Annotated in this window: 12 protein-coding genes and 3 pseudogenes; 3 read left to right on the forward strand and 12 right to left on the reverse strand. The window is 57.3% G+C overall.

Annotation, left to right across the window (positions count from 1 at the left end):
• Nucleotides 1–183 precede the first annotated feature (183 nt).
• From B5E41_RS29865 to B5E41_RS29875, 3 genes and pseudogenes are all read left to right on the forward strand, one after another.
• A pseudogene (locus B5E41_RS29865) lies at nt 184–413 on the forward strand (transposase domain-containing protein); the annotation flags it as partial.
• Nucleotides 414–790: 377 nt separating this feature from the next.
• Nucleotides 791–2,026 carry an ATP-grasp domain-containing protein gene (locus tag B5E41_RS29870; protein ID WP_088397194.1) on the forward strand — a complete coding sequence of 412 codons (1,236 nt, stop codon included), beginning with the start codon at nt 791–793 and terminating at the stop codon, nt 2,024–2,026.
• 353 nt (nt 2,027–2,379) lie between these two features.
• The gene (locus tag B5E41_RS29875) at nt 2,380–3,723 is read left to right on the forward strand and encodes an MATE family efflux transporter (RefSeq protein WP_088397195.1); all 1,344 of its coding nucleotides are present in this window, start codon (nt 2,380–2,382) and stop codon (nt 3,721–3,723) included.
• 49 nt (nt 3,724–3,772) lie between these two features.
• Here B5E41_RS29875 and B5E41_RS29880 read toward each other — a convergent pair whose 3' ends face one another.
• The 12 genes and pseudogenes from B5E41_RS29880 to nifE form a co-directional block, all read right to left on the reverse strand.
• A complete protein-coding gene (locus B5E41_RS29880) occupies nt 3,773–4,072 on the reverse strand; it encodes a hypothetical protein (RefSeq protein WP_088397202.1) in 300 nt (99 codons plus the stop codon).
• Nucleotides 4,072–5,702 (reverse strand): annotated as a pseudogene (tnpC, locus tag B5E41_RS29885) (IS66 family transposase). Before tnpC ends, B5E41_RS29880 begins: the two are co-directional and overlap by 1 nt.
• Complete coding sequence (tnpB, locus tag B5E41_RS29890; protein ID WP_425350149.1) at nt 5,695–6,105, reverse strand: IS66 family insertion sequence element accessory protein TnpB; 411 nt, start codon at nt 6,103–6,105, stop codon at nt 5,695–5,697. Before tnpB ends, tnpC begins: the two are co-directional and overlap by 8 nt.
• 47 nt (nt 6,106–6,152) lie before the next feature.
• A complete protein-coding gene (locus tag B5E41_RS32525; RefSeq protein ID WP_245303184.1) occupies nt 6,153–6,368 on the reverse strand; it encodes a hypothetical protein in 216 nt (71 codons plus the stop codon).
• A 108-nt stretch (nt 6,369–6,476) separates the two neighbouring features.
• Nucleotides 6,477–6,719, reverse strand: coding sequence for a hypothetical protein (locus B5E41_RS31980; RefSeq protein WP_176439520.1), 243 nt, complete (start codon nt 6,717–6,719; stop codon nt 6,477–6,479).
• Nucleotides 6,720–7,070: 351 nt separating this feature from the next.
• Nucleotides 7,071–7,442, reverse strand: coding sequence for a winged helix-turn-helix domain-containing protein (locus tag B5E41_RS29900; protein WP_088397196.1), 372 nt, complete (start codon nt 7,440–7,442; stop codon nt 7,071–7,073).
• Nucleotides 7,443–8,030: 588 nt separating this feature from the next.
• On the reverse strand, nt 8,031–9,113 hold the full coding sequence (locus tag B5E41_RS29905) for an amino acid kinase family protein (protein ID WP_088397197.1): 1,083 nt from the start codon (nt 9,111–9,113) through the stop codon (nt 8,031–8,033).
• A gap of 270 nt (nt 9,114–9,383) precedes the next feature.
• Nucleotides 9,384–9,743: pseudogene (locus B5E41_RS29910) on the reverse strand (acyl-CoA dehydrogenase family protein); the annotation flags it as partial.
• Between the two features lie 87 nt (nt 9,744–9,830).
• Entirely contained in the window at nt 9,831–10,319 is a 489-nt protein-coding gene (locus B5E41_RS29915; protein ID WP_088397198.1) for a NifX-associated nitrogen fixation protein, read from the reverse strand.
• Nucleotides 10,320–10,322: 3 nt separating this feature from the next.
• Nucleotides 10,323–10,817: a nitrogen fixation protein NifX gene (gene nifX / locus B5E41_RS29920; protein WP_088397199.1), complete on the reverse strand. Its 495-nt coding sequence runs from the start codon at nt 10,815–10,817 to the stop codon at nt 10,323–10,325.
• Nucleotides 10,814–12,169 (reverse strand): nitrogenase iron-molybdenum cofactor biosynthesis protein NifN, encoded by a 1,356-nt coding sequence (nifN, locus tag B5E41_RS29925; RefSeq protein ID WP_088397200.1) that lies wholly within the window; start codon nt 12,167–12,169, stop codon nt 10,814–10,816. The genes nifX and nifN overlap by 4 nt, the downstream gene beginning before the upstream one ends.
• A 9-nt stretch (nt 12,170–12,178) precedes the next feature.
• Nucleotides 12,179–13,666 (reverse strand): nitrogenase iron-molybdenum cofactor biosynthesis protein NifE (nifE, locus tag B5E41_RS29930; protein WP_141098831.1); only part of this gene is annotated, 1,488 nt, incomplete at its 5' end.

Raw genomic sequence — 13,666 nt, forward strand, 5'->3', positions numbered from 1 at the left:
TGGTCATGCCGCCGCACAACACAGGATCAATCATCCAGCCCGAAATCGAGATCACGACACCTGGCGGCCCCAAAACCTGCAGAAAGTCACCTGTCGCTCGCTGGTCGACTCGGCGAACACAAACCTTTTGGCCGAAATACGGATGCCAGCGGTAACGGACCTCGACTTCATCGCCGACATGGGCGGAATGAACGGGGGATGGCCACCGGAAGAAAATCGTGGCTTTTCACCGACACCGCTGACGGAGCTAAGGCAGCGCAGTGATCTACAGTTTGATGCTGACTTGCCGCGCCTGTGGCGTCGATCCACTCACCTGGCTGCGCCACGTGCTTACTGAGTTGCCGCAGCGTGACGAAGCCGCCGACATCGGCGACCTGCTATCGTTCAACTTCTCCGAAACCTCTGCGGCCTGATAGAGCCGAGATGCGGCGGCGGTTCAGCGGTGCCGTAGCCGTCAAGGCGCATCGAAAATCGCGCTTGCGATTAGAGAACAATCTTCTTCATGATTCGGCGTTATGGTTGACAGATGCGTCATCACATGGGGGACTTTTGCGACCAGCGCACCAAGCCGCGGCAAGGCAAGCCCACCTCAAAACAAGGATGCAACTGTAATGCAAGTCAGGTTGGCGCCCCTTGAAAATGTTGAAACGGATCGGTCAATGAACTTTACACAATCTTTACCTCCGCAGGCTGCTGATAATGATACCTTCACGATAGAGTCTGAGGTCACCACTGATTAAACGCTGATACTCAGGCTCCACACCGCCCGCAAAAAGGAGAGTCAACGCCAATGGCAAGAAGAGCGCTTATCCTGATTGAAGGCCATAGGAGTATTGGTGTGCTATACGTGAACGCAGCCCAGCGCCTTGGTCTCTATCCAATTACCATGTCGGCTGATCCAACTCAGTATGATTATCTTGCGGCGGAAGGCAATGAAGCAATTCGGGTCGACACCGGCAATTTCGATGCGCTGATCCGCGAATGTTATCGACTGCGAGATAGTTTTAACATCGCTGGGATTACCGGCTTTTCGGTTTTCGACGAGTCGGTCCCTGCGACAGCCGCGAGGCTCTGCCGGCATTTCGGTCTACCAGGACCGAACCCAGCATCAATTGAACGTTGTTGCGACAAATTCACTCAACGTCAAATCCTCGCGGAGGCCGGCGTTCCGATACCTGCTTATCGCTTGGCGACGAATGCGACGGACGTAGCAAGCGCTGCTGCGGAGATCGGTCTACCCGTTATTGTTAAGCCAGCCATTGGCGCCGGAAGTACTGGTGTCCGGTTGTGCCGCACGGACGATGAGTTAGCCGAACATGCATCCTACCTGTTAGGCGCGCAGCACGGGTGGCGGCCCTCACCGAGGATATTGGTCGAAGAATTCGCACAAGGCTCCCATTACAGCGCTGAAATAATGGGTAACGAGACCTTTGGGATTGCATCCGCCGACTTCGGCTGCCCACCGTATTTCGTCTGCCGTGAGTACACCTATCCGGCCGCGTTAACCGATGACGAGCATAGGCGTATCGCCGATGTTTCGCTGAGCTGTTTGCAAGCTCTCGGCCTTGGCTGGGGGCCAACAAATGTTGATCTCCGATGGACGAGGCTTGGCCCAGTCGTCATTGAAGTCAATGCGCGCCTTGCGGGTGGTACCAGTCCGCGGCTGATTCAGGCGGCCTGCGGCGTCGATCTCATCACCGAGCACATAAAACTTGTCATCGGCCATGAATGGAATTTGCAAAAGAGGCATAGGCTAATTGCAGCTGCGCAGATTCTGATCCCTGATTGTGATGGTACCCTCAATTGGATTAATGGCGAAGGACGGGCGGCAGCAGAACCAGGCGTCACCGAGGTCAAGCTCTATGCCGAACCCAAGACACCAATCGTCAGGAAAGGCGATTTCCGAGATCCTATTGGATATGTTATTGCCGCTTCACCCGACCTTGCGGAGACGAAGGCCATACTTCAGCGTTCCGTCGACTTGATTAATTGGTCTATCACGCCGTTTACGAGCGTTGACGAATAGAAGCAGCCCTTGTTTCTCACCTCGCCGCACCTGCACGGGCGACGGGCAAAGGCGGTTGCCTGCCAAAACTTGGCGCAATTGTCAACGAAAGTTATGGATTCTTGGCTAGGGAAGGATCCGTACGCGGCGGATCAAGTCCAAGCCTGGTGCGTTGCTCGGCGACAGGTGGGATGGATGCCACCCTTTAATTGATGGCTCCGGCGAGCCCGATTCGCTTTCTAAGTTCCAGCGCGACGCAAAACAAGATGACAGCCTCACCTCCCTTGCACATCGCAATTTCCGAGGTTGGTTCTGCCGGTTCCTGAGTACAACGCCGGTAATCAAAAGGTTGCAGCCGATCCAAAGGAGCCTATGTGGAACAGAAAGTGCGGACCCACGGCCCCAGACCATTCCAGGTTAACAATCGGCGGGTCCTGGCGATTGCGATTCCGATTACGCTCGCATACCTCACGACGCCGCTGCTCGGCCTTGTCGATACAGCCGTAGTCGGCCAGTTTGGCGACACCGCGCTGCTCGGCGGCATTGCGGCCGGAGCGGTCGTTTTCGACGTCGTTTTCTCGACCTTTAGTTTCCTGCGTTCCGCTACGGTGGGTCTCGTCGCCCAGGCTTTCGGGAAGAGCGATCTCTTGGAGGAGCGGAAGGTCTTCTGGCGGGCGTTCGCGATTGCTGCGACCTCTGGCTTTACTCTGGCCCTGGTTGCACCGATCATCGCCGCGATCGGCGAATGGTTGATGAATGCGGACAAGGCCGTTACCGACGCGATGAATCTTTACATCCGCATCCGACTTATCTCAGCGCCCGCCGCACTTATTAACTATGCGATCCTTGGCTACGCTGTGGGTCGCGGCGAGGCTGGCCTCGGACTTTTTCTACAAATTATCATCAACGCCCTAAATTTCGCCCTCTCGATATTTCTGGGCCTTCACCTGGGATGGGGCGTTGCTGGAGTCGCCTGGGCGGCAGTGTGCGGCGAGGTTACCGCCATGTTTGCCGGCATGGCAGTTCTCCTATGGCGCTTTCGGGCGATCCCGAAGATCTCGCCTCACCATACGTTCAATATTAATGCGATGAGATCAATGTTTCACCTAAACGGAAACATCATGATTCGTACCTTCGTACTCAATGGAGCCTACTTGCTCTTCATGCGGCAGAGCGCGCAGCTAAGCACATTGACAGTCGCCGCCAATGGGGTGTTGATGCATTTTTTGTTTTTCGCCGAATACGCTCTGGGCGGGCTCGCCACTGCTGCACAGCAGCTAGTCGGCCGTGCCATCGGCGCCTGTGACCGGCCGGCATTCTCGCGTGCCATCACGTTGACCATAAGCTGGGGATTTGCGGTTGCGGCCCTTGCAAGCGCCCTAGTCTTCTCGTTCGGCGAACAGCTTGTTAGCGCCGCAACAAAAATAGCGGAGGTGCGTTCGGTGGCGCTGTTCTATCTTCCTTGGGCGGCCTTGACCGCACCGAGCGGCGTACTGGCCTTCCTCATGACCGGAGTCTTCATCGGCGCAACTTGGTCGCGCGAGATGCGCAACATGATGCTTTTATCCTTCGCAGTCTTCATCCCCTTTTTGTTCGCATTCGGGGAGTTGTTCGGCAATCACGGGCTCTGGGCGTCTTATCACATCTTTATGTTAGTGAGAGGGATGAGCCTTTTAGCGGTCATGCGCCGACGGGTTCGCACCGCCTTTCCGGAATGAAATTCCGATTGCCGGTTTGATTGTATCCATCCGCCGAAGGCCGCGGCACTTATGATTTCGGCTCGTCTGTCATGATGCGTTCGATCTTTTCGTGATCGCATTGCTCGTCGACAAGGAACTGCCGAACGCCTCCGTCCCAGGTGCGGATATCGGCGAGGAACTCCTTCAAGCTTTCGATGCCCCGGTCGGTGAAGGTCGTAATGCCCTCTTCGCTGCCGTCATGGGCATGGATCATCTCGCCGTACTCGATATTGTCTGAGTTGCTGGCGATTTCCTGGATGAGCTCGAGGTTCTCCCCGATCAGCGTGGCGACATAGTCGATCGTGTAGACATGCGTCGGGCGCGTCATCAGGCCGCCATCTGCCGGGCGCTTCCGGCGGGCCAGTTCCACGGCAACAGCTCCGTCAGCCGTGATACGGGAATGCCGGGCATGCGGGCGAGCACGTCCGCCAACCAGGCCTGCGGATCGATATCGTTCATCTTTGCCGTGACGACTAGGGAATACATGAAGGCAGCACGCTCGCCTCCGCGCTGGGAACCGGCGAATAGCCATGCCTTTCTTCCGAGAGCAACGCCGCGCAGGGCTCGTTCGGCGGCATTGTTTGACAGACACAGTCTCCGTCGTCGAGGAACCGGGTGAAGGCTTCCCAGCGACCCTCCTTCTCGAACATGTAGTTGATCGCCTTGGCGACGGGATTGTGCTTCGACATTTGCCCACGCTGAGCCATGAGCCAATCGTGCAGTTCTTCGACGAGCGGACGAGCATGTTGCTGCCGCGCTGCGAGCCGATTCTCGGCAGGCATTCCGTTTATTCCGCGCTCGATGTCGAAGAGCGCGTCGACGCGGGCCACGGCCTCAAGCGCGACGGGCGATATCTCGTGGGCAGGTTTGCCCTTGCGCACGTTGCCGGCGATGTCAGCGAGTTCGAAGAACTTGCGTCGCGCATGGCTCCAGCAGAGCGCGCTCTTGACCGGCGCGGGGCGGCGATCGGCACGATAGAGGTCGTTGTAGCCGCCATAGGCATCGGCCTGCAGTGTGCCATGCCATCCGGCAAGATGCGTGTTGGGATAGGTCTTTTCGCGATCGGGAGAGAAATGGAAGAGTGCCGCAGGAGGCGCGCCGCCCGCGAAGGGACGGTCATCGCGCACATAAGTCCATAACCGTGCCTGCCTTGTTGCTCCCCTGGCCAGAAGCGGCACGGTGGTGTCGTCACCATGCAGCCGCTCGGCGGCCAGCACATGGGCGCGGATCAGATCATGGATCGGCTGCAACGCCGTCGCGCAGGCTCCGACCTGATCGGCCCGCGTGGAGAGACTGAGATCGACGCCTTCCCCTGGCGTAGCGCTCAGCCTGGCGGTTCAATGGCTGATGTTGGCCGAACTTCTCGAATAAAGATCGTCGCCAGCAGATTCGGTCCTGCCCATCCGCGCGGTGTCGCATGAAAAGGGGCCGGTGGCTGGCTGATCTTCTCGCAATCCGGCAGGTGAACTTCTCGCGCACCGTCTGGATCACCTTCCACTGGCGCGGGATCGCCTCCAGTGTCTCGGTGACGTCTTCGCCCATCTTCACGATCCGCGCCGAGCCGCAGCAGGTGCAAATCGAGGGAGCTTCGATGATCAGGCGCTCGCGCGGCAAATGTTCCGGGAACGGCTTGCGTGCCGGGCGATGGCGTTCGAAGGCAGAGACATTTGTGATCTTCGCCGCCACGCGTTCCGCGGCGATCTCGTCCTCGGTGGCATCGGCCTCGAGTTCTTCGAGCTGCAGTTCCATCTGGTCGATCAGCCGGGCGCGCCGTTCCGAACTCTGCCATATTGCTCGCGGCGCATTTTGGCAATCTCGAGCTTGAGGTGCCGGATCATCGCCTCGGAGGTCGTCACGAAGGCGCGCACCTGTGCTCGGTCGGCCTCGGCGGAGGCGGCACGCACTTCCGATGCCGCAGCGGCGCGCAGTCTGGCTATCTCCGAAGCAGCATCATCCATGGCCGAAAGCTACCATGCTGCATGTCGAAAGCCCAACGAAAACAGAGGAATGCAGGCGATCAGCCTGGGCCGCTGCGTCCAGCGCGGGTTGCGCCAGTCGATCCCTTCCAGGAGATAGCTGGAGCTGCGCCGACGATACAGGCACGGCGGAGCCATTCTGGCTGACCGGCCAGATGAACTTTCCAGCTTCCAGCCGCTTCAGGTAAAGCGACATGCCGACGCCGTCATGCCAGAGGACCTTGATCAGGTCACCCTTGCGACCCCGGAAGCAGAAGACTTCGCCGCCATAAGGATCGCGGCCAAGGCCTTCCTGCACCTTCAGCGCCAGACTGTTCATGCCGCAACGCATGTCCGTCACGCCGCCCGCGATCCACACCTTCACCCCTGCGGGAAATGCGATCATGACATGTCCAGAATCGGCAACAGCCGGGCGAGGACGATCGGATCAAGTTAGGCCGGGATCGTCAGCCGTCGGCCGTTCGGCAGGCCGATCTCGATCGTCATGTCGTCTTCAGACCGCAGCGCCGCGGTCATCTCCGGAGACGCCGCCGCCGGCGGCGAAATCGTAAGCGGCACGAACCCGTTGACGCTGAAACACTCAGAAGGCCGCTGCGGTATTGTCGACGCCAGGCCGTCAACAAAGATCGCGACAATCCATATCGTCACGCCGTCGCTGACCCCTGACGAAAACCTTGCAGGCTTTCCTCGACGATCCGGACTTTCTCTTCGTCCGACCAATCCCGCCGGCGACCAAGATCATCGGCGGACAAGACCTCAATAGGGGAAATAATTGTAGCGCATGACATAAGGCATGCACTTAAAGCCAATCAGCAAATCGCGGCAGCCGGCCTTCGCCGGATGGATACGTTTGATTTGAACAATGTTGGTTTTGTTGCAATGAGCTCGAAGGGTGTCTTGCTTAGGATAGGTCGGGATAGGGAAGGCTCGCATCGCCGTCACAAATCCCAACGGCTTTTTCTGTCTCCGCGTCTGTGCTGCGATGAGGCCCTCGCGCATCCACCGATTGCCATTGCCGGTCGTATGGCAATTGCGATTGAAGCCCCGCATCGGTAATCAACGCGATCTGACGCACCGCCTCAGTTATGTCTTCGGGAGTGACGCTGGGCCCTATGTCCTGTTCCCTGGACGGGCACAATTCCCTTGATCCCGTCAACCATGAATGACCACCTAAGTCATCTCCACTAGACAGGAATCACTTCATGAAAAATGGTACGTGCGGAATCCGAAGCAAGCATCGCTACATCCGATATCGACAGGCACTGGTGGTGGTATCGCAGTCTGATGGCGGCCAATCTTACTCAATCTCGCTGATACGTAGCCCCATGACCTAGCGGGCACCGAAACCGCTTATTCGGCAAGCGCGTAACCAACGGACCTCACGGTCCGTATAAAATTATGTCCGCCTACCGCATTGAGAGCGGTGCGCAAGCGGCCAATGTGAACATCGACAGTACGGGGACCAACATGAACAGCGTGCGGCCAAGCTGCATTCTTCAGCTCATCCCTAGAATACACCCTGCGCGGGTTCTTTATGAGATGATACAGCAGGCGAAACGCGGTTGGAGTGAGATGGATTATACGGCCATTTCGTCGTACGCGATAAGTGATTACATCCAATTCAAGGTCGAGAAATCCTAATAGCTTTTGGGGGAAGCCGTCGCAGCCCTGGTTCCATTGTGGAGATACCGCTCCAACAGCATCGGCGGCAAGTATGATCATAACATGGTTTCTCCTTATTTGTGCAACTGTAAATGACCACGCACTCTCCGTGCCAATGAGATAGTCGCTTGAAAAGCAATATATCCGCTCGACCACTATGTCGTATGTCCGACATCTATGGGCAGCGAGAACGTATCAACGACAACATCGAAATGTGCGTTCGGGATTCCTACTTGGAGGCGCATAGCGCCCAACAAACCCCTCATCATCCGCCATGCCAAACTCCAGCTCTTGCCGGAGCCGTTCTGGCACGGACCTCAATGCTCAGGAGTATCCGGATTCAATGGGATGGAGGCGGCGCTTACGATTAGGCATGCAGGTTTGGTGTTAAAAATAGCTTCATCGACCCGCGTCCCTCCCACTCTTCAATCAAGCCAATTTTGCCAAGGACCCCATCGCTCAGCAAATCGATTCCGAAGGTAACAACGTGTTCTCGCATTCTGTCCCCCGCCTCGGTGCAGCACGTGTCTTGGACTCAAGGGCAATCGGCGACGTCGCTATTGACTCAACGTGTATTTTCCGCCGGATCATTTGTTCAAATGAGCAGCGAACCGCCCGTGCAACATTTCTTGGCCGGTGTCGGCAAAATTAATTACCATCCGCGCTTGGATACATTCTTTCATGAATCTGACGCGCCCGTAAAATCGCCTGCTCATAATCGTCTTCCAAGTGGACGCGCAACGTCGAAGAATCAAACTCTGTCACGGCGGATATAGTACCAACCGAGTTCAATCGATTGCCGGTGAGCGTGAGACGCCGAACGGCAAAATCAATGTCGGTTAAGATGCATAGGCCGATTCCGCTGGCGCCCTCAATAGAAATAGCGCAGACGTCCCACTCTGCAAGGAGTGCGCGTAGTTCGTTCTGTTCCGCAGCGCTGCCGCACGATAACACTGTTGCGTCGCGAGCTATTGCCACTGAACGGGCATTCCCTTCACCTGTCACCATCGTACCCGCAACTACGCCGTCGCTGGTGAGCGATTTGCAAGCGATAGTGACGGAGTGCTGTTGCGCGTAGTCCACGGCTCTGTGGTGCAGTACTTTTGCGCCATGACGTGACATCCGTGCGATCGTCTCATAGGCAATCTCCGGAATCAATTGTGCTCCCGGGACAAGGTTGGGATCGGCAGTGTAGACGCCCGGAACATCCGAGTATATTTCGCACGCGTGCTCCCCCAGCGTGGATGCAATCACGATGGCTGTCAGATCCGAGCTGTTTCTGCCGAGAAACGTTAACCTGCCCGACTGATCAATTGCTTGGCCGCCCGCGGCAACAACAACGTCATTCTCTTCGAGTGCTTGGAATAAAGGCTCGGGATCAACACTTTCCACTGAAGCGCGTCCGAAGTCTGAGTTCGTACGGATCCCAAGGCAATAAGCGTTCAAAGATGTTACGGGAATCTTGAGTCGAGTGACGGCCGCCTCCAACAGTGAGGCACTTAGCATCTCTCCAGTTGCGAGTGCCGAATCGATGTTCTGTGGCGCGGCCTGCTTGTTGATCCCGAGGATAAGTCTGTGAAGCTTGTCGGTGGTTCCCGACATCGCGCTGACCACGGCAATGATTTTCTTTTTGCGTGACGCTAGTCGCTCCGCCAAATGCCGAGCCACGCGACCATAATCTCCAGGTTTCAAAAAACTCGAACCACCGAATTTCATAACGATCGCGTTCATATTCCACCGATCAGGTTGTTGGCGATTTCAAGCTTTACGATGAGAATTGCGTCAAGAGCCGCGCCAATATGAAGTATCGGCGACGATCCAGATCCAACGCCCGCACGGATTCTCGGAGTTTACTCTAACTCGCTCGACCTGAACAACGGCGGGATCTTTGAGACGGCGCGGCGTTGGAAATCCTTTTTCAATCCCGTCTGCATAGAGCAGAAAATCGAACTCTACCGATAGCAACTCATTGACTTCTTTGAGGTAAATGGGCTCTCTACAGTCATCCGACGCCATCAATTGAGTGGAATCCTCGTCGCGCATATGGCGACCGAGACTATAGGGCGTACCATTTTTGCAACCCAAGATGCCGCAGATGAGCATGGCGTGGTTGATGATCGGCAGGATCATCTCCGACGACGCGATTTTTGCGTTATTCATGGCGACAGCAAAGGCCATGGAAGAGAGCCGGTTGGGATCCGCCCTATCCTCTTCATAGATTTTCAGGCCGCCAGCTACATTGGATTTCACCATCTGCAACAGGCTGAAAACCTCCGACAGACGCCGCGCCCCGGGCAGCGGCGTGCCGGGCGATTTGCGGGCGGCCGCACGCACGAAAGCCTGGGCGCGGGCGACCGCATCGGCGTCATTGACGGGTAGCGCACCACACTTAGCCATCAAATCGCGAATTGTCTCATTCATCATGTCGACCCCCCTCGAAAACTGATTTCATGATGCCCGCGCCACGTCGGGATAGGTTTCGATAACTGCAATCGCGTCATCGACCATTTTGTTGCCGACCTCGGCGAGCTTGCCAAGCGTCTCAAAGCCGAACCGGTGGACATCGCGCAGGGTCTTCGACAGAACGACCAACCGTCCAGTCGTGAAAAGCACGCGGCCGAAGCCCTCATGGCCGATCGTCATGATCGGCGATGCCAACAGGCCTGTGCACTCTTCGATCACAAGCCCCACGCAACTGTAAAAATTCTGGAGCCTCCACAGCACATCGGGATCGGGATCGCCTATGATCGGGATCTTACGGCGCTGCTCCTTGGTGAGGATGAAGTCGGCCAGCAGGTCAGCGTCCGATTTGCCTTCCCACGCCCCATGGGCATCCTGAGCGCGGATGAGCCTTATGAGGCATCTGAGAAAAGGGGTGGCGAGATCCCCATCCTCGTTGATAGCAGGGCCATCCGTACTTCCTGTCAATGTACCCATGTCCTAGTCCTCCTCATCGAAAGGCTTCTTTTCGGTGGCGCCTGATTCGGTCAGCACCTTGCGCAACCAGGGCGGCGGCGTCGGGCTGAGCATCGCCCGAATTCGGGACAGCACGTCTTCAATCAATTGAGCATCTGGTACTTTGATCGGGTGGATTTTGGCCGAAACGACCCTGGCTGCCGATGGCCCACCGATCGCCAGACAGAACAAGAGGTGACAGCCTTCCAATGCCTTCACCTTGGGGGCAATGCGATCGTCGCCCTCGTTCCTATGCAATCCGCTCTCATCGGAAACGTCTTCGAAACACAAGACTTCCACAAGTTTCCAATCGTCGGGACTGACGTCAAAGACCGCGAAGCGCTTGGCCGATCCGAAATGGGCGTCCAGACATTTCATATCTTGAGTGGCGATTGCTACGCGCAAGGCGCCAGCCTTTCGCTTCGGAGCTGACGTGTGAACCCCGTCAGGGACGAGGGAGAGGCGACGAACGGCTGTCATCTAGTCAGTTCTCCTTTCCGGGAGGGATCAAGTGATCCAGGACACGGCGCGCACTGATTGGCCTGGAAGATGTTGGAAACATCGAAGATCAGGTCGCGTGTCCCCCGATGGAGAATCGTGAGCTTATGCTGGCTGCCGAGTCGGTCGAAAATTGGGAAGCCCACTCGCATAAGCGGAACGCCAAGGCGCTCCGCCGCTTGTCGTCCATGCGAATGCGTAACAAGAAGATCAGCGTCGACGGCAAGTTCTTCGAGATCGCCAAGATCACCCACCTGTAGCGATTCGACCGGCATTTCCTGGATTATTTTTGAAGTGCCGGTCGTGGTGACTGCCGCCGTGATCTTGGCGCCCATGCCGGTGAAGAAGGTAGCGAATTGGTAGAGCTGGTCCGGCTCCGCAGCAATTGCGATCTTCTTGCCGCCGAAATGGAAATGCCCGTCGAGTAGGGCGTCCTGCAGCTGTGCTCGGCGACGGCGAATGTTTGCTGGCACCGGCGCACCTGAAATCCTTGATAGCAACGAGACGAACCGGTCGGCTCTTTTCAATCCTGTCAGCGACTGGAACAGTGCGTAAGGCACTCCCGTCTGGGTCCGCAGTAGCTCTGCGGGGCGGCGCATATGCTCGCCGATCGCGATACATTGTGCCGCCGTGCCAAGCTTTTGGATCTCGTCGACGGGAGTACCGCCATAGGTGGTCGGCACCCAACGATCGTCGGGCACCGTGCCGTCGAGCGAGCCGGAAATGTCCGGCAGGATTACCGGCTTCAGACCGAAGCTTTCGACCGTTTCGCGCAGAAGCTCGATGTCGGCGACTGTCACATGCCATCCTGGTAGGATCGCAATCTTCTTTTGGTCGCGGCTCTGCTCGCCTTGCGTGGTGATGCGCTCGATCATAGAGGTGACGGCCTTAGCCCATCCCTCTTCGATCGCTCCCTCGAAATCCGGTGTGCTCGCCAGCACGATCTCCGTACCCGCAAGCTCATCGGCACGATCCCGCTTGATGTTGGTGAGATCGCCTGCAAAATCTTCGCCGCGGGTTTCCACCAGGGCTGTCGTGCAGATTCCGATCAACTTTGGTTTTGCGCGCCTCTTGAGATTGAGTATCGCCTCTTCCAGATTGCCTGCGCCGCCGAGGATCGTCGCCACTGCGTCCAATGCCGTTGTCTGCAAGGGAATGGCTTCCTTGAAGTGCCGGACTAAAAGTACGAGAGCTAAACTGGTGCAGCCCTGGCTGCCGTGGAACAGCGGCACTGCACGCTCGACGCCAAGAAAGGCGAGCGCGGCGCCGAGCGGCTGCGACGATTTCAGCGGATTGACCGCAGCTGATTTGGTCTGGGGAAAGACTTGAACCATCGACTTTCCTCAACGCTTGCCGAAGCTGCCGGCGACCGCGCCGACAAAGTTTTGCAAGGCGTACCCAGTCTCGTTCTCGCTCTTGGTATTCGTCAGTTCTTCTTCCACCGCATGCTGGCATTCCCACGGTGCCGGCTCCCGCACCTCCATCCAGATCGGATTGTGAATAGCGAGATCGATCTGGCGAACGAGCTCCACCATGCCGTCATAGCCGGCATAGGGCTGGTGGCGTTCCTGGTTGATATCGAGCCAAGGTGTCTTGGCCTTCAGCGCGATGAATTGCGTGCGCCCGCCAGACAACATGATGTCGGCTTTACCGTCGGCGAGCATGTTATAAAGCTCGCGCGGCGCCATCGACTCGAACAGGTGGTTTTCGTCTTTCAGGAGTTGCTTGATACGTTCCTTGTCTTCAGGCGTGGATTTCTTAACCGAGGTGCCGACGAACTCGATGCCCACCTCCATCAGTGCATGGACAATCGACCAGGACTTCACGCCGCCGGTGTTGAGCAACACGCGCTTGCCTTCAAGCCTTGGTCGATATGCTGCGAGTTTCATCCAGGCAATCGCCTCCTCCTCCGCGATCAATGCCTCGGTGCGCTCGAGGATTTCGGGATCCGCCCCCTGCATCACGAGCAGCTTGGCGATCTGCCTGAGTGCTTCAGAGGTGTCGGTAATGCCGTAGAAGGAGCCTTCGAAGAACGGGATATCCCAGAGCTCCTCCATTTTGCGGGCGAGATTGATGAGTGCTGTCGAGCACACCAACATGGACGCCTTGGCGCGATGCGCAGAAGCAATGTCAAGATATCGAGCGTCTCCTGGAATGCAGGCCCGCACTCTGATCCTCAGCCGGTCAAGAAGCGGCTTTACCAGCCAAAACTCGCCGGATAGGTTGAACTCACCAATGATATTGATGTCGTAGGCGGTCACGTCGTTCGGCTCTACGCTGCCGATCACATGATCGAGCAACGCTTCACCGGCGAGCTTATTGCCAAGGTTCTTGGAGCCGGCAAAGCCCGGTGCGTTGACCGGCACCACCGGAAGGCCGAATTTTTCCGCGGCCCGCTTGCAGACCGCCTCGATGTCGTCGCCAATCAATGCTGTCACACAGGTCGAATAGACGAAGACCGCCGGTGGAGCATAGGCCTCCTTGATCTCTCGGATTGCTTTAAAAAGTTTCCGCTCGCCGTGCCCCATCACGACTTCGGTTTCAGTAAGGTCGGTCGTGAAGCTCGTGCGCCAGAGCGTTGGACCTGAGGAAGCCGATCCTCGGTTGTCCCAGGAATTGCCCTCACAGCCGAGAGGCCCGTGGATCAGGTGCGCGACGTCAGTGACGGGCTGCAGCACGATCTTGGCGCCATCGAAAGCGCATCCGCCGGCTGCCGCCCCGGGGATCAGCGGCTTCGAGCAGCCGTTCTTACGCGCCTTGGAATCCTTGCTGCGGTTCTTCTCGCAGGCAGGCTCGTCGAAGACGTCCTGGACTTTAGCATTGAGCGAGGG

Source organism: Rhizobium esperanzae, from assembly GCF_002204185.1.
GTDB lineage: Bacteria > Pseudomonadota > Alphaproteobacteria > Rhizobiales > Rhizobiaceae > Rhizobium > Rhizobium esperanzae.

What these genes read in the sequence shown, in the direction of transcription:
- B5E41_RS29870 (WP_088397194.1), top strand. Translation starts at nt 791, where the DNA reads ATGGCAAGAAGAGCGCTTATCCTGATTGAAGGCCATAGGAGTATTGGT.
- B5E41_RS29880 (WP_088397202.1), bottom strand. Translation starts at nt 4,072, where the DNA reads ATGACGCGCCCGACGCATGTCTACACGATCGACTATGTCGCCACGCTG.
- tnpB (WP_425350149.1), bottom strand. Translation starts at nt 6,105, where the DNA reads ATGATCGCATTTCCCGCAGGGGTGAAGGTGTGGATCGCGGGCGGCGTG.
- B5E41_RS31980 (WP_176439520.1), bottom strand. Translation starts at nt 6,719, where the DNA reads ATGCGCGAGGGCCTCATCGCAGCACAGACGCGGAGACAGAAAAAGCCG.
- B5E41_RS29900 (WP_088397196.1), bottom strand. Translation starts at nt 7,442, where the DNA reads ATGATCATACTTGCCGCCGATGCTGTTGGAGCGGTATCTCCACAATGG.
- B5E41_RS29905 (WP_088397197.1), bottom strand. Translation starts at nt 9,113, where the DNA reads ATGAACGCGATCGTTATGAAATTCGGTGGTTCGAGTTTTTTGAAACCT.
- B5E41_RS29915 (WP_088397198.1), bottom strand. Translation starts at nt 10,319, where the DNA reads ATGGGTACATTGACAGGAAGTACGGATGGCCCTGCTATCAACGAGGAT.
- nifX (WP_088397199.1), bottom strand. Translation starts at nt 10,817, where the DNA reads ATGACAGCCGTTCGTCGCCTCTCCCTCGTCCCTGACGGGGTTCACACG.
- nifN (WP_088397200.1), bottom strand. Translation starts at nt 12,169, where the DNA reads ATGGTTCAAGTCTTTCCCCAGACCAAATCAGCTGCGGTCAATCCGCTG.